Source organism: Ruegeria sp. I1, from assembly GCF_056532675.1.
In genome coordinates, this window is record NZ_JBQFNM010000004.1 from 1 (window position 1) to 24,050 (window position 24,050).

At 57.1% G+C, this 24,050-nt stretch carries 23 protein-coding genes; 14 read left to right on the forward strand and 9 right to left on the reverse strand.

Translation table 11 applies throughout. The features are described 5' to 3' along the window. Positions 1–85 precede the first annotated feature (85 nt). Positions 86–1,243 carry an acyl-CoA dehydrogenase family protein gene (locus tag ACR0DH_RS08560; RefSeq protein ID WP_480499590.1) on the reverse strand — a complete coding sequence of 386 codons (1,158 nt, stop codon included), beginning with the start codon at positions 1,241–1,243 and terminating at the stop codon, positions 86–88. A gap of 215 nt (positions 1,244–1,458) precedes the next feature. Between ACR0DH_RS08560 and ACR0DH_RS08565 the strand changes: the two genes are divergently transcribed. From ACR0DH_RS08565 to ACR0DH_RS08580, 4 genes are all read left to right on the forward strand, one after another. Next, the gene (locus ACR0DH_RS08565) at positions 1,459–3,930 is read left to right on the forward strand and encodes a heavy metal translocating P-type ATPase (RefSeq protein ID WP_480548920.1); all 2,472 of its coding nucleotides are present in this window, start codon (positions 1,459–1,461) and stop codon (positions 3,928–3,930) included. Beyond that, the gene (cueR, locus tag ACR0DH_RS08570) at positions 3,927–4,316 is read left to right on the forward strand and encodes a Cu(I)-responsive transcriptional regulator (protein WP_480548918.1); all 390 of its coding nucleotides are present in this window, start codon (positions 3,927–3,929) and stop codon (positions 4,314–4,316) included. The genes ACR0DH_RS08565 and cueR overlap by 4 nt, the downstream gene beginning before the upstream one ends. A 105-nt stretch (positions 4,317–4,421) precedes the next feature. Beyond that, a complete protein-coding gene (locus ACR0DH_RS08575; protein WP_480548916.1) occupies positions 4,422–5,294 on the forward strand; it encodes an NAD(P)-dependent oxidoreductase in 873 nt (290 codons plus the stop codon). 107 nt (positions 5,295–5,401) lie between these two features. Further along, positions 5,402–8,467, forward strand: a complete 3,066-nt coding sequence (locus ACR0DH_RS08580) for an aminotransferase class III-fold pyridoxal phosphate-dependent enzyme (protein WP_480548914.1) — start codon at positions 5,402–5,404, stop codon at positions 8,465–8,467. A 5-nt stretch (positions 8,468–8,472) separates the two neighbouring features. On the opposite strand, the gene ACR0DH_RS08585 is transcribed toward ACR0DH_RS08580, so the two are convergent. After that, positions 8,473–8,949, reverse strand: a complete 477-nt coding sequence (locus ACR0DH_RS08585) for a hypothetical protein (RefSeq protein WP_480548912.1) — start codon at positions 8,947–8,949, stop codon at positions 8,473–8,475. Further along, on the reverse strand, positions 8,946–9,113 hold the full coding sequence (hemP, locus tag ACR0DH_RS08590; protein WP_170536364.1) for a hemin uptake protein HemP: 168 nt from the start codon (positions 9,111–9,113) through the stop codon (positions 8,946–8,948). The genes ACR0DH_RS08585 and hemP overlap by 4 nt, the downstream gene beginning before the upstream one ends. A gap of 221 nt (positions 9,114–9,334) precedes the next feature. Here hemP and gph point away from each other — a divergent pair, with 221 nt between their 5' ends. Both gph and ACR0DH_RS08600 read left to right on the forward strand, forming a co-directional pair. Beyond that, on the forward strand, positions 9,335–9,997 hold the full coding sequence (gene gph, locus ACR0DH_RS08595; RefSeq protein ID WP_480548910.1) for a phosphoglycolate phosphatase: 663 nt from the start codon (positions 9,335–9,337) through the stop codon (positions 9,995–9,997). Between the two features lie 299 nt (positions 9,998–10,296). Beyond that, the gene (locus tag ACR0DH_RS08600) at positions 10,297–11,112 is read left to right on the forward strand and encodes an IclR family transcriptional regulator (protein ID WP_480548908.1); all 816 of its coding nucleotides are present in this window, start codon (positions 10,297–10,299) and stop codon (positions 11,110–11,112) included. Position 11,113: 1 nt separating this feature from the next. On the opposite strand, the gene ACR0DH_RS08605 is transcribed toward ACR0DH_RS08600, so the two are convergent. Then, on the reverse strand, positions 11,114–11,680 hold the full coding sequence (locus tag ACR0DH_RS08605; protein ID WP_480548906.1) for a tetratricopeptide repeat protein: 567 nt from the start codon (positions 11,678–11,680) through the stop codon (positions 11,114–11,116). Positions 11,681–11,786: 106 nt separating this feature from the next. Here ACR0DH_RS08605 and ACR0DH_RS08610 point away from each other — a divergent pair, with 106 nt between their 5' ends. After that, positions 11,787–12,530, forward strand: a complete 744-nt coding sequence (locus ACR0DH_RS08610) for a rhomboid family intramembrane serine protease (protein ID WP_480548904.1) — start codon at positions 11,787–11,789, stop codon at positions 12,528–12,530. Between the two features lie 6 nt (positions 12,531–12,536). On the opposite strand, the gene ACR0DH_RS08615 is transcribed toward ACR0DH_RS08610, so the two are convergent. Continuing rightward, positions 12,537–13,322: an inositol monophosphatase family protein gene (locus ACR0DH_RS08615; RefSeq protein ID WP_353010537.1), complete on the reverse strand. Its 786-nt coding sequence runs from the start codon at positions 13,320–13,322 to the stop codon at positions 12,537–12,539. Positions 13,323–13,420: 98 nt separating this feature from the next. Continuing rightward, positions 13,421–14,326, reverse strand: a complete 906-nt coding sequence (locus ACR0DH_RS08620) for a LysR family transcriptional regulator (RefSeq protein WP_170536356.1) — start codon at positions 14,324–14,326, stop codon at positions 13,421–13,423. A gap of 94 nt (positions 14,327–14,420) precedes the next feature. On the opposite strand from ACR0DH_RS08620, the gene metF reads away from it, so the two are divergent. Together metF and ACR0DH_RS08630 are read left to right on the forward strand one after the other, a co-directional pair. Next, positions 14,421–15,287 carry a methylenetetrahydrofolate reductase [NAD(P)H] gene (gene metF / locus ACR0DH_RS08625; protein WP_480548901.1) on the forward strand — a complete coding sequence of 289 codons (867 nt, stop codon included), beginning with the start codon at positions 14,421–14,423 and terminating at the stop codon, positions 15,285–15,287. A gap of 235 nt (positions 15,288–15,522) precedes the next feature. Continuing rightward, positions 15,523–16,188 carry a J domain-containing protein gene (locus ACR0DH_RS08630; RefSeq protein WP_480548899.1) on the forward strand — a complete coding sequence of 222 codons (666 nt, stop codon included), beginning with the start codon at positions 15,523–15,525 and terminating at the stop codon, positions 16,186–16,188. Between the two features lie 56 nt (positions 16,189–16,244). On the opposite strand, the gene ACR0DH_RS08635 is transcribed toward ACR0DH_RS08630, so the two are convergent. Beyond that, positions 16,245–16,763, reverse strand: coding sequence for a YHS domain-containing (seleno)protein (locus ACR0DH_RS08635; RefSeq protein WP_170536350.1), 519 nt, complete (start codon positions 16,761–16,763; stop codon positions 16,245–16,247). 249 nt (positions 16,764–17,012) lie between these two features. Between ACR0DH_RS08635 and yghU the strand changes: the two genes are divergently transcribed. After that, positions 17,013–17,891, forward strand: a complete 879-nt coding sequence (yghU, locus tag ACR0DH_RS08640) for a glutathione-dependent disulfide-bond oxidoreductase (RefSeq protein ID WP_480548897.1) — start codon at positions 17,013–17,015, stop codon at positions 17,889–17,891. Between the two features lie 54 nt (positions 17,892–17,945). Here the strand turns inward: yghU and ACR0DH_RS08645 are convergent, their stop codons facing one another. Both ACR0DH_RS08645 and ACR0DH_RS08650 read right to left on the reverse strand, forming a co-directional pair. Then, on the reverse strand, positions 17,946–18,734 hold the full coding sequence (locus ACR0DH_RS08645; RefSeq protein ID WP_480548895.1) for an SseB family protein: 789 nt from the start codon (positions 18,732–18,734) through the stop codon (positions 17,946–17,948). After that, positions 18,727–19,314, reverse strand: a complete 588-nt coding sequence (locus ACR0DH_RS08650) for a uracil-DNA glycosylase family protein (protein WP_480548894.1) — start codon at positions 19,312–19,314, stop codon at positions 18,727–18,729. The genes ACR0DH_RS08645 and ACR0DH_RS08650 overlap by 8 nt, the downstream gene beginning before the upstream one ends. 150 nt (positions 19,315–19,464) lie before the next feature. Here ACR0DH_RS08650 and ACR0DH_RS08655 point away from each other — a divergent pair, with 150 nt between their 5' ends. From ACR0DH_RS08655 to ACR0DH_RS08670, 4 genes are read left to right on the forward strand one after another with little or no spacing between them, the layout of a single operon-like run. Further along, the gene (locus ACR0DH_RS08655; protein WP_353010523.1) at positions 19,465–20,124 is read left to right on the forward strand and encodes an ABC transporter ATP-binding protein; all 660 of its coding nucleotides are present in this window, start codon (positions 19,465–19,467) and stop codon (positions 20,122–20,124) included. After that, positions 20,102–21,688 (forward strand): KpsE/RkpR family capsule polysaccharide export protein, encoded by a 1,587-nt coding sequence (locus tag ACR0DH_RS08660; protein ID WP_480548891.1) that lies wholly within the window; start codon positions 20,102–20,104, stop codon positions 21,686–21,688. The genes ACR0DH_RS08655 and ACR0DH_RS08660 overlap by 23 nt, the downstream gene beginning before the upstream one ends. Positions 21,689–21,693: 5 nt before the next feature. Continuing rightward, positions 21,694–22,527: a 3-deoxy-8-phosphooctulonate synthase gene (gene kdsA / locus ACR0DH_RS08665; RefSeq protein ID WP_480548889.1), complete on the forward strand. Its 834-nt coding sequence runs from the start codon at positions 21,694–21,696 to the stop codon at positions 22,525–22,527. 15 nt (positions 22,528–22,542) lie between these two features. Next, complete coding sequence (locus tag ACR0DH_RS08670) at positions 22,543–24,039, forward strand: phosphomannomutase/phosphoglucomutase (protein ID WP_480548887.1); 1,497 nt, start codon at positions 22,543–22,545, stop codon at positions 24,037–24,039. The last annotated feature ends 11 nt before the right edge of the window (positions 24,040–24,050 follow it).

Here is a 24,050-nt window from a genome sequence, read left to right on the forward strand (position 1 = left end):
GTCGGCGCGGGCACCGCCCGCGCCGACCCGGCCCAACCATCACAGTCGTTTCGCCAGAAACGGCGAAGATGGGCGGGAGCCTTCCCTACACATCCAAAGACCGTGCAATGAGCTCCTTCATGACCTCATTGGTGCCGCCATAGATCATTTGCACACGCGCATCGGCATAGAGACGCGCAATCGGGTATTCCATCATGAATCCATAGCCGCCAAACAACTGAAGGCATTCGTGCATGATCTCGTTCTGCACCTCAGAACCCCAGTATTTGACCATCGAAGCGGTGGCAGCGTCTAACTCACCAGCTTCCAGCTTGGCGATGCAATCGTTTACAAAACTGCGCAGCACTTCGGCCTTAGTCTTGCATTCTGCCAGCTTGAAGCGCGTGTTCTGGAAATCCATGACGCGCTGCCCAAAGGCTTTGCGCTCTTGCACATATTTCACTGTTTCAGCGATGGCGAAGTCGATCGCACCCAAGGCCATCAAACCAATCGTCAACCGCTCCCATGGCAGCTGCTTCATCAGCTGATAGAACCCCTGACCTTCTTCCGCACCCAGCAGATTGGTCATTGGCACCTTGACGTCTTCAAAGAACAGCTCGGCGGTATCGTTGCCCTTCATGCCAAGTTTCTTGAGGTTCCGACCGCGGCGGAACCCTTCGGCCCCTTCGGTCTCAACCGCGATCAGAGAAACACCCTTGGCGCCCAGAGATTTATCCGTCTTCGCTGCAACGATCACCAGATCCGCCGACTGACCATTTGTGATGAAGATTTTTGAGCCATTGAGCTTGTAGGAATTGCCGTCCTTCTCTGCCAACGTCCGCACGGCCTGAACATCAGATCCGGTGCTGGGTTCTGTCATAGCCAAAGCCCCAACCATCTCACCTGATGCCAACTTGGGCAGCCACTTCTGTTTCTGGTCTTCGCTGCCATAAGCCGTGATGTAGTGCGTCACAATGGATTGGATGCCATAGCCCCAACCCGCATCACCCCTTGCGGTTTGTTCGTAGATGGTAACGGCATCAAACCCCATGCCACCGCCAACGCCACCATATTCCTCGGGGATTGCGCCAGCCATCAGGCCCGCTTGCCCTGCTTTGTGCCAGAACGCGCGATCTACTACGCCATTGTCGACCCAGGTCTCAATATTGGGAACAAGTTCATCGTCCATGAAACGGCCTGCCATATCGGCAAACATGCGGTGTTCATCAGTGACCCAGGCGGCGGATGAAGAAAAAAGCGACATCTTAAGCTCTCCGATAAGTAGTTATCCAAAAGCTACAGGTCTGCGTGCGTCCCGCCAATCCATGTGACGCGGCGTTTCTGGCAGTTTCAACGCTGCGTTCCTGCTTAAACCAAGTCAGATCTTGTCGTGTTTCCAAAGAAATGCCACACGCGCCCTTGACCTTCCCGTCACTGGAACCCCCAACTAAGCAGCAACATAGGACCGGGATGAGTCGGATGGCGAACGCTCAGCAGATACAGATCAAAATCACAGGTATGAACTGCGCCTCTTGCGTTGCGCGGGTCGAAGCCGCGCTATCCGGCACCGAAGGTGTCAGAACCGCGACGGTCAACTTTGCGACCCAGTCGGCGCAGGTGGCCAGCGACACGCCTGTTTCTGTGTTGACCGACGCGTTGGAACAGGCCGGTTATCCTGCCGTCCTCAATGAGATTGTTCTCAAGATCGACGGCATGAATTGCGCATCATGCGTTTCCAAGATCGAACGGTCGCTGGCTAAAGCGCCCGGCGTTATCCGCGCCGATGTCAATCTGGCCACCCAAACAGCGCGTGTTACCTATGCCGAGGGGAACGCCACGCCCACCGTTCTCGCAGGGATCGTCACAGATATTGGCTATCCAGCGCAGGTGAGTACATCGTCAGAGACGACCATCGGTTCGAACACTAGCGAGGCGACGGGCTTGGGCCGTGCCACGCTTCTTGCAGCAGTCCTAGCACTGCCGGTGTTTATCCTTGAGATGGGTGGTCACTTGGTCCCCGCCTTTCATCATTGGGTTCACGGAACCATCGGGGTACAGACCAGCCAGCTGATTCAGTTTGCACTAACCTCTGCCCTGCTGATCGGACCGGGGCGCATATTCTATCAAAAGGGTATCCCAGCGCTGCTGCGCGGCGCGCCCGACATGAATGCCTTGGTCGCGTTAGGAACGGGTGCCGCCTATCTGTATTCGTTCACGGCCGTTTTTGCGCCCGAGGTGTTGCCTCAGGGGTCGGCCAATATCTATTTCGAGTCCGCCGCCGTGATCGTGGTTTTGATCCTTCTGGGTCGCTGGCTCGAGGCGCGGGCAAAAGGCAAGACCGGCGCGGCAATTCACAGGCTGGTCGGGTTACAGCCCAAAACCGCTCGGGTTGAGATCGAGGGCGAGACCCAAGACCTCCCAATAGCTGATATAGCCGCCGGCAACATCCTGCATATCCGCCCGGGAGAGCGCATACCGGTCGACGGGCAGATACTGGAAGGCAGCGCTTATGTCGACGAAAGCATGATCACGGGTGAGCCGATCCCCGTGGGCAAAACCGCAGGTGACCCGGTTGTTGGCGGAACCGTCAACGGAACCGGTGCTTTGCGGGTCAAGGCCACACATGTGGGGGCTGATACCGTGTTGGCGCAGGTCATTCGGATGGTAGAACAGGCGCAGGGGGCCAAACTACCAATTCAAGGTTTAGTCGACCAAATCACCTATCGGTTTGTTCCTGCAGTTATGGTCATTGCGGTTGTCACCGTTGTCGCTTGGCTGTTGCTGGGTCCGGCACCCGCCCTGTCACATGCCTTGGTCGCGGGGGTGTCGGTCCTGATTATCGCCTGTCCCTGCGCGATGGGTCTGGCCACGCCAACCTCGATCATGGTGGGAACGGGCCGCGCGGCTGAGCTGGGCGTGCTGTTCCGCAAAGGCGCTGCCTTGCAGCAATTGCAGCAGGCGAAGGTGATTGCGTTGGACAAAACCGGGACACTGACCCTTGGACGTCCCGAACTGGACAGCATGACCCCCGTCAATGGCTTTGACGCGGCTGATATTCTGCGCATCGCTGCGGCTTTGGAGGCGCGGTCTGAGCATCCTGTTGCAACTGCAATCACTCGTGCTGGACCTGCCAATTTGCCGGAGGCCTCAGAGGTTCAATCACTCACCGGCCTTGGCCTGCAAGGGCGGGTCGAAGGTCAATCCGTTTCAATTGGCTCGCAATCGCTCATGGATCAGCTTGGGATTTCGGTAAGTGACCTCACACCCGAGGCCAATACCCGTGCTGCCGAAGGCGCAACACCCTTGTACGTGGCCATTGACGGGCAATTGGCGGCGGCGATCTATGTCTCGGACCCGATCAAACCCGGCACGCCCGAGGCCCTGAAGCGCTTAGGAGGAACAGGTGTAACCTTGGCCATGGTCACGGGCGACAACGCGCGCACGGCTCAGGCACTGGCGGATCGTTTGGGCATCAATCACGTCACGGCGGAGGTTCTGCCCGACGGAAAAAGAGACGCGATTGATGAGTTGCGCGACAAGTTTGGCACGGTGGCTTTTGTCGGTGACGGTATCAACGATGCGCCCGCCCTCGCAGCCGCAGATATTGGCCTTGCGATTGGTACCGGCACAGATGTGGCAATCGAAACTGCTGATGTCGTCTTGATGTCAGGTGATCTGCGCGGAGTGGCGAATGCCGTCGAAATCAGCCGCCAGACATTGCGCAACATCCGCCAGAATCTGGGCTGGGCTTTCGGATACAACATCCTTCTGATCCCGGTGGCTGCGGGCGTGCTCTATCCTTTCGGTGGACCCTTGCTGTCACCAGCACTGGCCGCCGGGGCCATGGCCCTGTCGAGCGTCTTTGTCGTTTCCAACGCCCTGCGCCTGCGCCGGGTGAGGGCCGACTTGCTGAATGCCGCGTCCGGCATATCCAAGGAGGCCCTCGCATGAATATCGGAGATGTCTCCACCCGCACAGGGTTACCTGCAAAGACCATCCGCTATTACGAAGAGATCGATCTGATCAAACCGCTGCGCGACGATAATGGGTATCGTGTTTTTCGCGCTCAGGATTTACATAAGCTGAATTTCCTGGGACGTACCCGCGCATTGGGCTTCACGATTGAGGATTGCCGGACGTTGCTTGCCTTGTATGAGGATGAAACCCGCGCCAGCGCAGATGTGAAACGCGTGGCCCGAGATCATCTGGCGCAGATCGATGCGAAAATCGCGGATTTGAAAGCCATGCGGGATACGCTTGGTCATCTGATCGATGCATGTGCTGGGGATGATCGGCCCGATTGTCCGATCTTGCAGGATCTTGGCGGCAAGTCCTGACGCGGGGTTGCCCTTTGGGCGCAGCTTTGCTTTGTCTCTGCCCAACCGGTCTTGCCTGCGGAACGTCGCCGGCCTCAAGGCCCGATATCAGAGAGGTTATTCAAAATGGCAAAAGTCGCTTTTCTAGGCCTTGGCGTCATGGGTTACCCCATGGCGGGGCATTTGCAGGCTGCCGGTCATGACGTAACCGTCTACAATCGCACCGCTACAAAGGCCCAAGCCTGGGTGGACCAACATGGTGGGTCAATGGCGACCACTCCGCAAGCTGCCACGCAGGGGGCCGAGTTTGTCATGGCCTGTGTCGGCAATGATGATGACCTGCGCATGGTCTGCACAGGCAATGATGGCGCCTTTCACGGTATGGCCTCAGGCACGACCTTTGTCGATCACACCACAGTTTCCGCCAAAGTGACCCGCGAGTTGTATGCGGCAGGTCAAAGCAAAGGTATCGCTTTTGTAGATGCCCCAATTTCGGGCGGTCAGGCCGGTGCCGAGAATGGCGTTCTGTCCATTATGTGTGGCGGGGATCAGGCTGCTTACGAGGCTGCCGAGCCCATCATGCAGGTCTATTCGAAAATCTGCCGTCGGATCGGTGACAGTGGCGCGGGGCAGATGACCAAGATGTGCAATCAGATCGCCATCGCCGGTCTGGTTCAGGGTCTCAGCGAAGCGCTGCATTTTGCCGAAAAGGCCGGGCTAGACGGCCGTTCGGTAGTCGAGGTGATCAGCCAGGGTGCGGCGGGCAGCTGGCAAATGGCCAACCGGTATGAAACCATGCTGGACGACCACTTTGAGCATGGATTCGCAGTGGACTGGATGCGCAAGGATCTGGGGATTTGTCTGGATACCGCCAATGAGACAGGGGCGTCATTGCCTGTCACGGCGCTGGTCGATCAGTTCTATAAGGATGTGCAAAAGCTGGGCGGTGGGCGATGGGATACGTCTTCTCTGTTCAAACGTTTGCGCGCCTTGGATTGAGGTTGAAGGGGGCTGTCTGCCCCCCGCCGCGCCTGTTGGCGCGCCTCCCCCCCGAGGATATTTTTTGGCCAGATGAAGGATGGATCCTTCGGTCAGAAGGATAAGGTATGAGCGATACAGCTGCTTTCTGGACAACAGCGTTGCGCGCGCAATGGGGGCTTGAGGCGCGTTTGACGCGCTTGGATGGCGAGTATGATCTGAACTTTCTGGTCGAGGCCAAAAACGGGCAGGATTATGTGCTCAAGGTCATGCGTGCAGGATGTGAAACCGGCCTTGTGGATCTGCAAATCAAGGCATTGGCGCATATCGCCACCGCTGCGCCAGGGCTGCCCTTTCCAAAGGTTTTTGCCGATCTGAATGGGGACCTTTTGCCCGAAGTTCAGGACGAAGCAGGCACCCCCCGGCTTGTTTGGTTGCTGGAGCGCTTGCCCGGTCAATGCTACGCCAAGACCGCGCCCAAAAGTGAGGAGCTGATCCTTAAACTGGGACGCGTTCTGGGCGCGACAGATCGTGCGCTGGAGGGTTTCACCCATGCCGCCTTGGAGCGGCCAAATTTCAAATGGGACCTCATGCAAGCGGGTTGGATTGAAGCGCATTTGGATGCTGTTTCAGACCCGGATCGGCGTAGGTTGCTCGCCGAGATAACACAGGGATTCAGGGCGCTTTCTGATCAGCTTATCCGCTTGCCAAAGCAGGCCATTCACAATGACGCAAATGACTACAATATTTTGGTCGATGGCGATTTTAGGCAACGTCATACGGTTTCGGGCATGATTGATCTGGGCGACATGTGCGCTGCCCCTCGGATTTGCGATCTCGCGATCGCGGGCGCCTATGTCGTTCTGGATCATCCCAAACCCGAACGCGCGCTGACCGCCTTGGTGCGCGGCTATCACGCGGCAAACCGACTGAGCGCGCAGGAGATCGATCTGGTCTGGCCGCTGCTGCGCATGCGCTTGGCGGTGTCGGTTGTGAACTCGACCCTAGTGGCTGTGGATAACCCAGACGATCCCTATGTCACGATTTCGCAGGCGCCCGCATGGCGGTTCCTGGAGAACGTATCTGTCAACGGCGGCCTGATGTCTGCGCGCCTACGCGCAGCCTGCGGCCTGCCCGTGACTGATGGAGCTGATCGTGTTCGCGCCTTCCTCGCCGATAATCGCGGTGGGTTCGCACCGATGTTCGGGGAAGACCTGAGCAATGCCCCTATGGGGTCCCTATCTGTTGAAAACTCGGTCTGGCCGCAGAACCCGTTCCACATGCCGCTGGAAGAAGCCGCTCGCGTGGGAGAGGAGTTCGGGGAAGGGCTCTGGCTGGGCTACTACAACGAACCGCGTCTGATCTATGCAGAGCCAGGGTTTCGCAAGGGTCCTTGGAAAGCCTCGGACCGGCGGACTGTGCATCTGGCCGTGGATGTGTTCGCCCCGGCCGGTACTGCACTGCATACGCCACTGAGCGGGCGGGTTGAGGTCGCAGAGAACCGCAACATGCATCTGGACTATGGCGGCATTGTAATCCTGCGTCATGAAACACCCGAGGGCGATCCGTTTTACACGCTCTACGGTCATCTGGACCCTGAGGTTTGTGAGCGGCTGCAACCCGGCGACCCGGTGGCGCAAGGGGCGGCTTTTGCCCAGCTTGGGGATGCCAGCCAGAATGGCGGATGGGCCCCGCATGTCCATTTCCAGCTGGCACTGACCACGGATGGGATGGAGAGCGACTGGCCCGGCGTTGGTGATCCCGACGAAATGTTCCTATGGCACAAGCTCTGCCCAAATCCTGCCGCGCTGCTGAACCTGCCAGACGAAAAGGTTTTCTATCAGCCTACCGACAAAACCACTGTTTTGAAGGGTCGACATGATCATTTCGGCGGCAACCTCAGCCTGACTTACGATGACCCTGTCATGCTAGTGCGGGGCTGGAAACATCATTTGTTCGATGAATGGGGCCGCCCCTATCTGGACGCGTACAACAACGTCCCACATGTGGGGCATGCACATCCTCGGATACAGGCCGTTGCTGCGGATCAGCTGAAACGGATGAATTCAAACACGCGCTATCTGCATCCGGCACAAACGGCATTTGCAGATAAGATATTGTCCAAACTGCCTGATCATTTGCAGGTCTGTTTCTTCGTCAATTCCGGCACCGAAGCCAATGAACTTGCCCTGCGACTGGCCCGTGCCCATACCGGCGCCAAAGGGATCGTGACACCGGATCATGGGTATCACGGCAACACCAACGCTGCCGTTGCAGTTTCAGCCTATAAGTTCAACAAACCCGGCGGTGTTGGGCAGGCCGATTGGGTCGAACTGGTTGAGGTGGCTGACGACTTTCGCGGATCTTTCAAGCGGGACGACCCCGACCGCTCCGCTAAATTCGCCGAGCTTGTGGTCTCTGCCATTGCAGCACTGAGTGACAGAGGCCATGGGATAGCCGGCTTTATCGCTGAAACCTTTCCATCGGTTGGGGGGCAAATCGTCCCTCCGAAAGGATATCTGCCTGCGGTTTATGAGAAAATCCGGGCAGCCGGGGGAGTTTGTATCGCTGATGAAGTACAAACGGGACTTGGCCGTTTGGGGGAATACTACTTCGGCTTCGAACATCAGAGGGCTTTGCCCGATATTGTCGTGTTAGGCAAACCCATTGGCAACGGCCACCCCCTTGGCATTGTGGTCACCACCAAGGAAATCGCCCGAAGCTTCGATAACGGGATCGAGTTCTTTTCGACCTTCGGCGGCTCAACCCTTTCCTGCCGAATCGGGAAAGAGGTGTTGGATATCGTCGATGACGAAGGCCTTCAGGGCAACGCACGAGACATGGGCGCACGGTTGATCGAAGGGCTGAAACAGATCGAATCTGATTTCGCATGCGTCGGGGATGTACGTGGTATGGGGCTGTTCCTGGGGGTTGAGCTGATCAACCCTGATGGCTCGGAAAGCACAGAGATCTGCCAATATGTCAAAAATCGAATGCGCGATCACCGCATCCTGATCGGCAGTGAGGGGCCCAAGGACAACATCCTGAAAATTCGCCCACCCCTGACAATCGAGGCCGAAGATGTGGATATGATCCTATGGGCTCTGCGGGATGTGTTGTCAGAGGTTGGAGATTATACCCCTGAACCGGCGTGCGATCATGATCACCATCACGCCGGATGCGGGTGTTGTTAGCGGGGCTAGTGCAAAACGGTTGACGGTGTCTGATGACCGGTGCTTGGCAGCGGTACAGACTTCGTCATCCGGCGCAGGGCAAACCCCAAATCCTCGGACAATGACGCCAAGGCCGGGGCAAAATCCGGACGCACGATCAAAGACGCGATCATCATCGCATCCTCGCGTGCACCATCAGCAGCCGCACCGATCATCTGCGCGAAACAGTTCTCATCGGCACCAAGGCACGCGCATCCAAGGCCATGCCGTACCAACTGGCGGCGACCGTGAGTGGCGCAAAGCGAGCATAACCGGTCCAGCGTCAGCATCGCGGCCTGTCCGTGATCCACGCCCAGCGCGATATCAAAGTCGCTTGCGGCGTCTGCACGGCCTGCGGGACCATCACCCCACAGCCGCAAATACATCACCGCGCCTGCTTCTATTGGGCTCAGGTCGGATAGCCTGCCAACGGCTGCACCGCCACGGGCTGATGCGCTGCTCATTTCGTGAGGATCAGCTTACCTGCGCGGGTGATCCGCAGCGTATACAGTTGATCCCCCAGCTCGATATGCGCAAGATTGCCGCCTTTGGTCAGATCATCGGCTTTGTAGGATGGCAAGATGGACATTGAATAAGATTGGCTGGGATTCGGGTTCTGCACATTCATCGGTCAACTCCAGAAGGGTCAAGGCAAACGCCTGATCTGTTCGCGTTTCTCAAGTTCTGGCTGACCCGAAACCGGGTTGGCTCATTGTCTTAACCCTTAATCTGATTAATTTAGTAAGGTATGTCAAGCGCCCAATACATCGTTCCCAAAGATTGACGGTTTACCGCCTAAGTTCTGGCGCGCTAGACAGTAAATCAAATGGCAAGGAAGGAATGTGACCTATGGCAGCGGCAATCATTTTCGACCTTGATGGAACGCTTGTCGACAGCCTTGGTGATATCGCAGCAGCGGCCAACCGAACGCTGGAAGACATCGAATTGCCGCCGCTACCGAAAGAGATCATTGCCTCTTTCGTAGGAAATGGGTTGCCTAAACTGGTAGAACGAATGATCCGGCATGTGGGACTTCCTGCGGAACGACACACCGAATTGACCAAACGCATGCGCGCCCATTACGACGACGCCGCCAGCAGCATGACAGTTCCTTATCCGGGCATCCCTGGTGCGTTGGAAAAGTTGCTAGCCAAGGGCTATACCTTCGGAGTGTGTACGAACAAACCCGAAGCCCCTGCACGCCACATTCTCCATGCGCTGGGTCTGTCGCGATTCTTCGATGTGGTTCTGGGTGGAGACAGCATGGCTATGCGCAAACCGGATCCTCGGCATCTGCTGGCCAGCTTCGACGCCTTAGACAGCGCAGGGCCGCGCCTTTTTGTCGGCGACAGCGAGGTTGATGCGGAAACAGCGGTCCGTGCTGACGTTCCATTTCTATTGTTCACGCAGGGCTATCGAAAAACACCCGTTGTCAACATCCCACACACAGCGGCCTATGATCACGCAGAAGAGTTGCCATCGCGGGTCGCCCAACTGCTTAAGATGAGTTGACCCCAAACTAAGTGAGGGGCCGGCCAGAAGGGGGTATAGGCCAGCCCCTCATCGGGGAAAAACTATTTGGTCGCGAAGGACCTGATAGACTTCACCCTGATACAGCATCCCAAACTGACGCGATATTGGGGGTTTCCCGTAGGGAAACAAAAAACTTAAAAAATGTTGGATTGGGGCGCCGTGTCAGGGCCTAAGTTCCATTTGATCGCACATCAACGGAGCTACTAAAAATATTTTTCGCCATATGAAAAATCCTGAATTCCACGTACCGTTCTCGCAAGACGCAGGAGGACCCGAATTTGGACATTCAGAAACGACCGCGCGGCAGGCCCAAATCGTTGTTCAAGGAAAGTTCCGCTGGGACGCTGCAATCTCTCGATCGCGCTCTGGAAGCGCTCAGCACCCTTGCACGGCTTGAACGCAGCACCCTCAGCGATCTCAGCCGCGAAACGGGAATACCCACCGCAACCACACACCGCATCCTGACCACACTCGCCAAGCACAGCTTTGTCAGGTTCGACGAAATCCGCCAGGAATGGATGATCGGGATCGAGGCCTATCGCGCCGGTGCCTCGTTCCTCAAGCGCAACAGCGTGATCGAGGTGTCGCAACCCATCATGCACCGGCTGATGAACGATACCGGAGAAACGGCGAATCTGGCAGTACCCGATGCGAGTGACGTTGTATTTGTAGGCCAGATCGAAACCAAAAATCCGATCCGCGCGTTCTTTCCGCCCGGTGCACGGTCACCGATGTATGCCTCGGGCATCGGTAAGGCCATCCTGTCAGCGATGGAGCCTGAGGCCGTTTCAAGGATACTAACCGCGAGTGAACCCGAGGCATTTACCGACCGTACGCTAAGTGATCCCAAGGCGCTGATGGTTGATCTTGAAACCACACGGCAGCGTGGGTGGTCCTATGACATAGAAGAACGCTATTTAGGGATGTCCTGCATCGGCGCGGTGATCTTCAACGAACAGAACAGTCCATGCGCCGGAATTTCTGTGTCTGGCCCGACCGCCCGCTTTAACCGTGATACGGTTGAGAACCTTGGCAGGCTGGTTGCCGAAGCCGCGCGCGATATCACCTTGGCGGTCGGCGGGCGCCCCCGATAGTTCAGATGTCCTGTCCCGGAGGGTCCAGCAAGCCACCGGGCTGCAACAAGGCGCGTTCTGACAACCATGGATTAAGCTCCAGCGCTTGTTTCAGTGTGGCCCTGGCCTCGTCCAACCGTTTCAAACCCATCAAAGACAACGCCCGCCCACTGATTGCGGCAACATGGTTCGGCGACAATTCAATGGCCACATCAAGGTCTTGCAAGGCCGATCCGAAATCCTGCTTGAGGTAGTTCACAAAAGCCCGCTGGTTATAGCCTTCGGCAAATTCCGGGCAATATTCTACCAGCTGATTAAGCTCCTCCAAAGCTCCGACCAGATCCCATGCTTCGCGCCGTGCCATGCCACGATCTAGCAGGGTCTGTGACTTTGCGTCAGGCGCATCTGTCCAAAGCTCCCACATCTGGTTGGAATACGTGCGCGCCACAACCTCAGACTCGGCTTGTTGAAGCTGTGAAATCAGATCGCTCACTCCCTGCGCATGATCCGGAGCATCCGGGCAGGTTTGCGCGGCTGCGGATGTGGTCAGAGCGACGCCAATGATCAGACCGTGAAGCATATGTGTCATACTGCAAGGATGACCCTGTTCCGCCTTCTGTCAAGTTGCAGGGAAATGACCCGGTGCGGCATAAGCTGTTCTTGACGCCGCGCCTGGAAAAGCCCAGCGTCGCGCCATGTTTCCGATCCGCGATCATAACCCCTCGGGGCGTACACCCTATGTCGTTTACGCACTCATGGCCGCCAATATCCTGATCTTTGTCAGCTATGTGGGGATCATGAATGACGCGTCGCTGATCAACCGGTTTTACTACGACTACGCGATCATTCCCGCGCGGATCACGGATGGCTATGCGTTCGAAACCTTCGTGACCTCCATGTTCCTGCATGGCGGCTGGATGCACCTGGCAGGCAACATGCTGTTTTTATGGATTTTCGGCGACAATCTGGAAGATGAGATGGGTCATCTGCCCTTTCTCCTGTTCTACCTTGTGGCCGGAGCCGGCGCCGGGTTGATCCATGTCATCACCGCGCCAGACTCGGTGGTGCCAACGATCGGCGCGTCTGGCGCAATTGCCGGGGTGATGGGTGGCTATCTTCTGCTGTTCCCAAAGGCCCGCGTCGATATTCTGCTGATCCTGATCGTCTATTTCAGGGTCTTTTCGATCCCGGCTTTTGTGATGCTGGGCGTCTGGCTGGCCATGCAGTTCGCGGGCAGTATCTACAGCAACCCCGACGAAGGCGGCGTTGCCTACTGGGCCCATACCGGAGGGTTCGTCGTCGGGTTGATCCTGTGCATTCCACTGTGGTTGAAACGCGGTGGCGCGGCATATTGGGATCGCACCCAAGGCCATCCGCCTCATCCCGAGGCAAAGTACAAGCTGTCGCAATCCCGCATCCCGCGCGTGCCTCGCAGGTAGAGGCGTTTAGCCCCGGATCACCTTGGCAAAGCTGTCAAAGATCGGCTCGTTGGCGCAGATCACTTCGCCATCGTCCAGAACGCTGCCTTCGGGATTGAGGGGCTGCACAAAGCCACCGGCCTCTTTCACGATGATGATGCCTGCGGCCAGATCCCAAGCATTCAGGCGGCGCTCCCAGAAGCCTTCGTAGCGACCGGCAGCCACATAGGCCATATCGAGCGCAGCAGCGCCCCAGCGGCGCACACCGGCACAAGCGGGCATCAGGCGCGCAAGGTCTTGCAGGGTCGCCGGCAGATCGGACCGGCCACCGAAAGGCAAACCTGTCGAGAAGATCGATTCAATCATGCGATGACGACCGGAAACGCGAATCCGCATGTCGTTCATCCAGGCGCCCTCACCTTTCTCAGCGAAAAACATCTCATCCTTGGCCGCATCATAGATTACACCGGCAACGATCTTGCCTTTGTGCTCCAGCGCGATCGAGACCGCCCAATGCGGCAGCCCGTGCAGAAAGTTGGTTGTGCCATCCAGCGGATCGACAATCCAGCGGCGGGTCGGGTCTTCACCATCTATCGAACCGCCCTCTTCAGCCAGCCAGCCATAGGTTGGACGCGCGCCCAGCAGTTCCTCTTTCAGGATGGCTTCGGCGGCGATATCGGCCTTGGACACGAAATCGCCCGCGCCCTTCATCGACACCTGCAGGTTCTCGACTTCACGAAAATCCTTGACCAGAGACCGCCCCGCCTTGCGCGCGGCTTTGATCATGATGTTGAGATTTGCACTGCCAACCATTGTGAAAAGGCTCCTGTCCGGTCAAACCGCGCGTATACTGATGCAATGCGCCCTTGCCAAGAGGAATGATGCGCATAGCAGCCCCGCCGAAAATGCTGCTACTGCGCCTGCAACTTCCGCGCCTCGTCGCGCGCCAGTTTGACCAATTCCTGCACGAAGGGTTTTTCCAGGTCTTCCGAGCGGACAGCGGCATATAGACGGCGGGTAATTCCCTCTTTCGTCAATGGTCGGGTAACGTAGTCCGAGTTGTATTTGACTTCGCGCACGACCCAATCGGGCAAGACGGAAATACCCCGGTTCGAGGCAACCAGCAGCAGGATTACAGCGGTCAGTTCAACCTGCCGAATAGCCGCCGGTTCAACCCGCGCCGGGATCAACAATTGGCTGAAAACATCCAGGCGTGTGCGCTCAACCGGATAAGTAATCAGTGTCTGACCCCGAAAATCCTCAGCCTCGATATAGTCCTTCTCGGCCAGCGGATGCGACGAGGCGGCGACAAATACAGCATTGTAATCAAAGAGTTCGACAAATTCGACACCCGGCAGATCTTCGGGGTCGGAAGAGACGACCAGATCAACCTCTTCCTTCTGCAACGCGGGCAAGGCATCAAAGGCCAGACCGGGGCGAATGTCGACATCCACATCGCCCCAGGATTTCCGAAACGATTCCAGCACCGGAAACAGCCATTCGAAACAGGCGTGGCATTCGATTGCGATATGCATGCGGCCCGTGCGCCCGTCGCGCAGCGACGTGAATTCTTGCTGCGCGGCTTCGACCTGCGGCAGGATCTGTTCGGCCAACCGCAGCAGTCGCAGACCGGCAGCAGACAGTTTCATCGGCTTCGACCGGCGCAGGAACAGCTCGACCCCGGCCTGATCCTCCAACCCTTTGATCTGATGACTCAGCGCAGATTGTGTGATGTTCAGCTGGTCGGCCGCACGCGCCAGGCCACCGCATTCATGGATGGCTTTGATGGTCCGCAGGTGCCGGAACTCGATATGCATATGTCGCGCAACTCATGTTGTTCTTGAAGAATATGAGTTTGTCTCACATCGCTTCACATGGCACAAGAGGCTCAATTGATCCTGCGAGGCCGTGATGACCAGACCTGAAATTTCATTTGAGTTCTTTCCGCCAAAAACACTTGAGGCGTCATTTCGTCTTTGGGACACGGTGCAGACACTGGCCCCGTTAGAACCCCGCTTTGTCTCGGTTACTTATGGCGCCGGGGGCACCACACGAGAGCTAACACGGGATGCGGTTGCGACGTTACACAAGTCGTCTGGCTTGCCGGTTGCGGCGCATCTGACTTGCGTTGATGCGTCGCGTCAGGAAACGCTGGAGATCGCAGACAGGTTCGCCCGAGCGGGCGTCGAGAACATTGTGGCCTTGCGCGGTGATCCACCAAAAGGGCAGAACACGTTCGTCGCTCATTCCGAGGGCTTTGCCCATTCCGTCGAACTGATCGAAGCGCTGGCCGAGACCGAGATGTTCAGCATCCGCGTTGGTGCCTATCCCGACAAACACCCTGAAGCCCGCGATATGCAGGCAGATGTAGACTGGTTAAAGGCAAAGCTGGATGCAGGCGCGGATGAGGCTTTGACCCAGTTCTTTTTCGAAGCAGAAACCTTTTTCCGCTTCCGCGATGCCTGCGTGAAGTCCGGGATCGACAAGCCCATCGTGCCGGGCATTCTGCCAATCGAAAACTGGAAAGGCGCGCGCAGCTTTGCCCAGCGTTGCGGAGCCCATATCCCGGACTGGGTCGATCAGGCATTTGAGAAAGCCGTGCGCGACGACCGCGAGGATCTGTTGGCCACAGCTCTTTGCACCGAGCTGTGTTCTGACCTGATCGAAGGTGGTGTGGACAAGCTGCATTTCTACACGCTGAACCGCCCGGAACTGACCCGCGATGTCTGCTTTGCATTGGGGATCACCCCGAAAACCGAGCTTCAGAACGTCGCCTAACAAAACCATTTCTTTTGGATTTCTGCCCGGACTGCATCGCGGTCTGGGCTTTCCATATTACAAGGCTCAGTTGTTGCCGCATTGTGGTTCTGCCCAAGGTGAGCATTGAATTCAAAAACAATCCGCAAACCATGCGCACATTGTCATCCCTGACCACCCCAATACTCTGTAAAAATTGACAAAAATGTGACGATGCCGAAACTCGGATCATGTGTTTGTAAAGAGTGTATTGAGTATGGAGACTGTTGACAAAGTTAAGGCACGCACCGACGCATTGGCGGACCTCGGGTTGGACCCAAATGCCGCTCCGGATGATATCCGGGATGCGTGGCGGCGCATTGCCTTTCACGCCCATCCCGATCACACGGGTGGGGATTCTGCAAACTTCGCAAGGGCCAAAGCGGCCTATGATTATCTGCGCAAAGAAGGCTTGACCGTCAAAGGGGACAACAACGGGCCCAGCCAACCGCGGCGACCACGTCTGCGGCGGCGCATTATCGAGCTGGAGCCCGAAGATATCGCCAATTGTGTGGCCATGTTGGACCCGAGCCGTGCCTTGCCAAGTGCGGAATCGCATAGTGCCACTGACCCTGACGCGGTCATGCTTGCGGAATCGGATCACGTTCCTGACGCAGTTGGATGCTATGGGCGCGATCTAACTTATTTTGTGCCAACGCCGGTGTGTGAAGGCGCAAATCGTATTGCTCTGCCGACCTCGGTTCTGAGCTCGTCGAGAAACAGCGAAACCGAGGTTCTGAGCTTTCAGTCAAACGACCAGGGCGCTGGTGAGGTCGTCATTCCGGATAAGATCTGCGAAAGCAAATTCCCCGGCGCGAAAAGTGTGCGCATTCGGTTCGAAGCTGATCAGGCGATCCGGAACGAGTATTGGCTCGCCAGCTGATCAGCATAAGGCCCGGCTTATGGGGGTAAGCCGGGCCTTGTTTCGTGAGTGGTCGGTTAGTTGCTAACCGGGCCTTCCGAGGTGAATTTGGGGATAACACTGGTCGACGCATCACCGGTTTCAATGCCCGGCCAGTTGCCTTCGGCCAGATTGATATTGCCCGGCACATCTTCTTCCCAGAAGCCAACCACGACATCCGTGATGTTCAGATACAGTTTGTCATCAACGATGCGCCACAGGTTCGGGTTCGCCGGAACCTTGCCACCTTTTGAGACACCATAAGCGCAGTGGCCATCGTACTGGGGCGCATAGTAGGCCGGGTTTTCCAGAAACTTGTCGCGGTTTTCTTCGGTCGAAAACGCCCAGGTCGCACCGTTGTATTCAGCGGTGATATCCGCATTTCCACGAACGCCCGAGGGCTGACTTTGGCCAACAGGAACCTGATCCAGGTTGCGATAGGCAACCACGTCATAGCCCGAGACGGCAAATCCGGTGCCGTCAACATATTGCGGGCCGGCGAAGGCCGGAACAGCCAGTGTCATGGCCGCAGCGAAAGTCAAAGCAAAGCGTTTCATATGGTCATTCCTTTTCTAGGTCATGTGCCCAAGGGCGCCGTGTTGGCGGGACTGCGCTAACAATAAGCGAATTTGTTTCCCGTCGTAGCCCTGCTCGCGCCGCTGTGACCCAGAACGAGAAATCGTGAGATGTTCTCCGGGGAATATTACAGGAAGCACCGATAGGCGGGGTTGGACTCGGAAGATTGCAACATTAGCTGTAGGAAGATCGGGCGCGCGTGCACCCGGATTTGGTAAGAAAGGCACCAGATGAGCGATCAATCCACATATACTCCCCCAAAGGTCTGGACATGGGACAGCGAAAGCGGCGGGCGATTTGCTAACATCAACCGGCCTATCGCGGGCGCGACCCATGACAAGGATCTTCCCGTTGGACGCCATCCTTTGCAGCTGTATTCGCTGGCCACGCCCAATGGCGTCAAAGTTACCGTGATGCTGGAAGAGCTGTTGGCCCTGGGTCACGAAGGTGCCGAATATAATGCCTGGTTGATCAACATAGGAGAAGGTGATCAGTTCAGCTCGGGCTTTGTTGGGGCCAACCCAAACTCGAAAATCCCTGCGCTTTGGGATCGATCCGGCGACCAACCGCTCCGCGTTTTCGAAAGCGCCTCGATCCTGTTTCATCTGGCCGAGAAATTCGACGCCTTCCTGCCCAAGTCCAGCCCAGAACGGACCGAGGTGATGAACTGGGTCTTCTGGCAAATGGGCAGTGCACCGTATCTAGGCGGCGGTTTTGGCCATTTCTATGCTTATGCACCTGAAAAATGGGAATACCCGATCGACCGTTTCGCAATGGAAACCAAGCGCCAGTTGGACGTTCTGGACCGAGAGCTCGCCGAGAAAACCTATATCGCGGGCGAAGACTACACCATTGCAGACATGGCCATCTGGCCCTGGTATGGGCAACTGGTTCTGGGCCGCCTCTATGACGCTGCAGAGTTTCTGGATGTCGAATCCTACAAAAACGTCATGCGTTGGGCCAAAGCGATTGATGCGCGTCCGGCGGTTCAACGGGGTCGCATGGTCAACCGCCCGTTCGGCGAGCTGCACACACAATTGCACGAACGCCACGAGGCCAGCGATTTCGAAACGCGCACGCAGGACAAGCTGGAAACAGCATCCGAATAAGACAGATCATATCCTTCCGCGGTGTCGCTTTGGCGCCGCGTAAAGGGTAGGTCGTCACTTCAGGATCGGTGGCTTTTCAGGGTCACTCCCCGGAGCTGGGCGTATAGTATCCGGTTTTTCCGGCTGTGGCAGGTCGAACCGTAAGCCTGTTTTCGCCAGCAGCCCAGCCGCGACATCATCCATCGCGAAGAACCCAACATCCATCGCACCCGCTTCGACACCTGAAAAGGTCAACGCCTCGGATGCGGCTTTGGCTAGAGCCGCCTCGGCCCCTTCAATCGCACCTACAAACCCCAGCAGATGTCCTGATGCACCGTGTGCTGATTTCGTCGCGACCAAATAGGCCGATTGGGCCAGCCCACCGGCAGTTGCGAGTTTTGTATCAAGTGCAGTCAGCAGGTTGTCGGGCAGCCCTTTCGGTGGCAGAAACTCAGCGATCCTTTCCTGCACTTCTTCCGGGCCGTGCTGCAAGGTCGTCGCCAACCAGCCCAGCGCCTCGGCCGGGATCAACATCGAAGACGGGGCCACCTCCAGGTTCAGACCCAGGCCGATCCCCTGCCCCGCAAGCAACGATGACAGCACCCGACCGGACAACGCAACGTAAGGCACCGGGCGGTCCGCGAACTGCGCCAGCCTGTCTTCGCGATCAAACGCCAACACAAACTGCCCGTCCGCCACGTCGAACACCTCGGGCGAGATGTTGTCGCCCTGGACCTCTTCGGTCAGCATCAGGAACAGTTCACTATCTGCTAAACGCTCGAAGAACTTCAACCGAGCTTTGTCATCGTTCGGGGCGGCGTGCATCGCGGCGTGAGCCGTATCCAATGCCGTTGTTTCAGTCATCCAGTACCTCTTGCACCCTGGCCCGCAAAACTGGCAGCAGCTCGGCTTCGAACCACGGGTTTTTCTTTAACCATGCCGTATTGCGCCAGGACGGATGAGGCAAGGGGAAGACATGTGGTGCGTGGGACTTCCAACCTTTGACCGTATCCGTAACCGAACCACGCGCGCCAAGATGGTATTTATGCGCATGGCCACCCACAAGAACCGTCAGCGGCACCCTGCCAAGCGCCTCAACCACGCGGTCATGCCATGTCTTTCGGCAAATCGCAGGAGGCGGCAAGTCCGCGCCCTTGGCGTCATATCCGGGAAAACAAAATGCCATGGGCACAATGGACAGCTTGGCCCGGTCGTAGAAGACGGAATCACCAATGCCCAACCAAGCGCGCAATCGATCCCCTGAGGGATCCGTGAACGGGCGGCCCGACTCATGTACGCGCGCGCCCGGCGCCTGCCCAGCAATCAGGATAGGTGTGTCCGGCTTAAACCAAACGACCGGGCGCGGTGAATGGGCCGTCTCAGTTTGCGCGAATTGATCGGCGCAAAGGCGGCAAGCTTGAATCTCATCGATCAGATTGACCATCGAATGTTACCTGCCCCTTCCAATCGCTGGTGCATATTGATGATTTGTTTCATAATTCGACATAATGTAGCCAACATGGACCGATAGGAAATGCACCTCATCGCCATGTGATAAGAGCGACACAATACTGGATTGAGCAGCAGAGAGCAGATGCTTGAGTTCGAGAATGTCAGCAAATCCTTCTGGACCGGGACCAGCCGAAAGGTGATCCTGGATCAGGTCTCATTCCGGGTTGAACTGGGAAAATCTCTTGGGGTCCTCGCCCCCAATGGAACCGGAAAAACCACACTTATCAATATGATGGCGGGGCTGGAAAAGCCGGATGAAGGAGTCATACGCCGCGATTGCAAAGTGTCCTTTCCAATGGGATTTACCGGGGGTGTGTCCAGCAAGATGTCGGCGCTGGAAAATGCGCGCTACATCGCCAAAATATACGGCATGGACCCCGATTATGTTGAGGCCTATTGCAGTTGGCTTTGCGGTTTGGGTGAATATTTCAACCAGCCACTTGCGACCTATTCCTCGGGGATGCGGGCGCGATTCACCTTTTCGCTGCTGCTGGCGCTGGATTTCGACATGTATCTGATCGATGAGGGGATGCCCTCTTCCACGGATGTTGAGTTCAACAAGAAAGCCGGGGACATCCTGCAGGAACGTCTGCGCACGACGACCTTGGTGATTGTATCGCACAGCCCCGAAACACTAGAGAAGTTTGCCCAACAGGCGGCGGTTCTGTTGGACGGGCAGCTTTACATGTTTGAAACCTTGGAAGAGGCAAAACAGCTATATGACTACGAAACCCAAGGTTAGAAAGTACAATCTGGGCCGCAAGCGGCAGGTCGATGCCTCGGCCGAGGCGCGCGCGGATGCTATTGCGCGCATCCGAAACGCCACGCAAAGCCCCGCCGCCGCCAATGAAACCCAGCCCGGAACGGAATTGGGCGATATCAAGCGCGAAGGTCTGACCGGGCGCCAATTGCGCATCGCAAGACGTCTTGCCCAAAAGCACGGGCTTGCCGCGTCCTCGGACTATGACGCTGTGCGCCTGCTGCGCAAAAAGGGCATTGATCCGTTCGAGCGGACAAATCTGCTGGAGCTTGCCGCCGCAAAAGAGCCGAGTGCAGATGCACAGCACGGCAGGCCCAACGACAAGGTCCGGGTTCAGCTGCCCCAAACCGCGCAGGAAAAACAGTACAGTGTTCCGGGCCCTGAAATGAGCCCTGCCGAACGGCGCAACCTGGAAATCGGGCAAATTCAGAAAGAGATCGCGCGCAGGCGGCGCATCAAACTGTTCACCCTATTCGCCAGATTGGCCGCGTTTGTTTTGCTGCCGACCTTTGTCGTGGGGTTCTATTTCTACCGCATCGCGACGCCGATGTATGCCAGCAACTCCTCCTTCTCAATCCTGCAAGCGGATGGTGCAGGCGCGGCAGTTGGTGGCCTGTTGTCTGGCACACCGTTTGCCACCGGGCCGGACTCAGTCTCAGTCCAGGACTTTCTGGAGTCAAAAGAAGCATTGCTGCTGCTGGACCGGGATGCCGGGTTTTCAGAGGTGTTCAAGCAGGATTGGATCGATCCGGTCCAACGTTTGGCCCCAGACGCAACACTGGAAGAGGCTTATAAGCTTTATAAGCGCATCGTAACGATCGGATACGATCCTACCGACGGAATCATCCGGATGGAAATCATCGCCCCGGACCCGCAGACCTCGACCGAGTTTTCCGAGCGTTTGATTTCATATGCGGAAAGCCGCGTGAACACGCTGTCTGGTAAAAAGCGTGATGACCAGATGCGCGACGCGCTTGAAAGCTTCGAAGCGGCGCAAGCGGCGCGCAGGCAAGCTCAGGAAGACCTGATCGAACTGCAGCTTCAAGGCGCGGTTCTTGACCCCGAAAACGTTCTTGCAGGTCTGCGTGGTCGGATTAACGAGATCGAGATTTTGCTGCAAGACAAACGCCTTGAGCTGGCTGCCTTGCTGGACAATCTGCGCCCCAACCAGGCCAAGGTCGACGGGGTGAACGCAGATATTACCCGACTGGAAAACGTGCTGGACGAGCTGAATGCCGAGATGCTGGATGTCTCGGCAGGCGAAAACTCGCTGGCCCGCCTGAGCGTTCGGATTCAAATGGCACAGGCTGATTTGGTCGCACGGGATATGTTGCTGCAAACCGCGATGCAGTACATGGAAACCACACGAACCGAGGCCAACCGGCAGGTGCGGTATCTGACCGTCTCGGTCAATCCTGTGCCAAGCCAAGATCCCAGCTATCCGCGCAAGTTCGAAAATACGATTTTGGCTTTCCTGTTGTTTGCTGGTATCTACCTGATGATCTCGCTTACCGCGTCGGTCCTTCGTGAACAGGTATCCTCGTAAAACACATGAAACATGTCAAAATCTCCGACCTGACGGTTGGCAACGATCTTCCGCTGACCATTATTGCCGGTCCGTGCCAGCTTGAAACAGCCGATCATGCCCAGATGATTGCGGGCAAGATGAAAGAAGCCTGTGAGGCCGCGGGCGCTCAATACGTGTTCAAGGCCTCATATGACAAGGCCAACAGGACCTCGCTGTCAGGCAAACGCGGCATGGGTATTGATGCGGGGCTGAAGGTTCTGGACGACATCCGCAAAACCATCGGCGTGCCGGTGCTGACAGACGTCCACACCGAAGCCCAATGCGCCATCGCCGCAGAGGCGGTGGATGTTTTGCAGATCCCGGCCTTCTTGTGCCGCCAAACGGATATGCTGTTGGCTGCCGGAAACACTGGTGCTGTGGTCAATGTTAAAAAGGGGCAATTTTTGGCCCCGTGGGAAATGCCGAATATCATCTCGAAGATCGAAAGCACCGGCAATCAGAACATCTTGTTGACCGAGCGTGGCACATCCTTTGGCTACAACACTCTGGTGGCCGATATGCGGTCGCTGCCTCACATGGCTAAAACCGGTTACCCCGTGGTCATGGATGCGACCCACTCGGTACAGCAACCGGGCGGCCAAGGCGGGTCATCTGGCGGCCAGCGTGAATTTGCGCCGGTGATGGCGCGCGCAGCCGTGGCAGTCGGTGCAGCGGCAGTTTTCATGGAAACGCACCAGGACCCGGACAATGCGCCTTGCGATGGTCCGAACATGATTTATCTGGACCAAATGCCAAAACTCATCGACACATTGATGCGTTTTGATGCGCTGGCCAAAGCGAACCCCATCCAGATTTAACGATTGAGTGCTGTTGTGACCAAACCTATCCCCGAGGTGTCCCCTAACACCTGGAGCTTTCTGCGCGACGCAATGATCAAGCCCACAGGGTTTCGGGAATATGACGCGCGCTGGAAATACCCAGAAGAGATCAACCTGCCCGGGATGACGGCGCTTGGCCTGGGTTTGGGCACACAAATTCAGCGGCGCGGGATCGAGCCTGTCATAGCGGTTGGAAACGATTACCGCGACTATTCCCTATCGATCAAAAACGCGCTGATCCTGGGGCTGATGCAAGCGGGCATTCAGGTCAAGGATATTGGCCCCGCGCTTAGCCCAATGGCCTATTTCGCGCAGTTCCATCTGGATGTTCCGGCTGTCGCCATGGTCACGGCCAGCCACAATCCAAACGGCTGGACTGGTGTGAAAATGGGATTCGAGCGCCCCCTGACCCATGGCCCTGACGAAATGGCCGAACTGCGTGACATCGTTCTGGGCGGCGAAGGGCAGCTCCAATCAGGTGGGTCATATGAATTCGTCGATGGCGTGAAAGAGGCCTATATCGACGATCTGGTTGGCGATTTCAAAATGACTCGCCCGCTGAAAGTGGTTTGCGCCACCGGCAACGGCACAGCCTCAGCGTTCGCGCCCGAAGTCCTTGAACGGATCGGTGTTGAAGTCGTGCCCAGCCACACCCGGCTGGACTACACGTTCCCCAACTACAACCCCAATCCAGAAGCCATGGAGATGCTGCACGACATGGCCGATACCGTTAAATCAAGCGGTGCCGATCTGGCGCTTGGCTTTGACGGGGACGGCGACCGCTGCGGTGTTGTCGATGATGAAGGCGAAGAGATATTCGCCGACAAGGTCGGTGTTATAATGGCCCGCGATCTTGCCAAACTACATCCAGGGGCGACCTTTGTTGCGGATGTGAAATCCACTGGCCTATTCGCCAGCGACCCAAAGCTACAGGCCCTGGGCGTCAAAGCCGACTATTGGAAAACCGGGCACAGCCACATGAAACGGCGCGTCAAAGAGATTGGCGCTTTAGCAGGGTTCGAGAAATCCGGGCACTACTTTCTGGCCGAACCGGTCGGGCGTGGTTACGACTGCGGCATGCGCGTCGCCGTTGAGATTTGCAAGCTGATGGATCGTAGTCCGGACCAAAGCATGTCGGACCTGCGCAAGGCCTTGCCTAAGACATGGTCCACACCAACCATGTCGCCCTACGCGGCGGATACAGAAAAATACGATATTCTGAACCGGCTGGTCGACAAGCTGGTCGCCAAAGCAGAAGCGGGCGAAAGCCTTGCGGGCCGCGCGATCAAAGAGGTGGTGACCGTCAACGGCGTCCGCGTCATTCTGGACAATGGCAGCTGGGGATTGGTGCGTGCGTCTTCGAACACACCCAACTTGGTGGTTGTTTGCGAAAGCAGCGAAAGCGAGGCCGAAATGCGCGCCATCTTCTCGGATATCGATGCCGTGATCCGCTCGGAGCCCGGAGTCGGTGACTACGATCAGACTATCTAAGGACAAGGGGC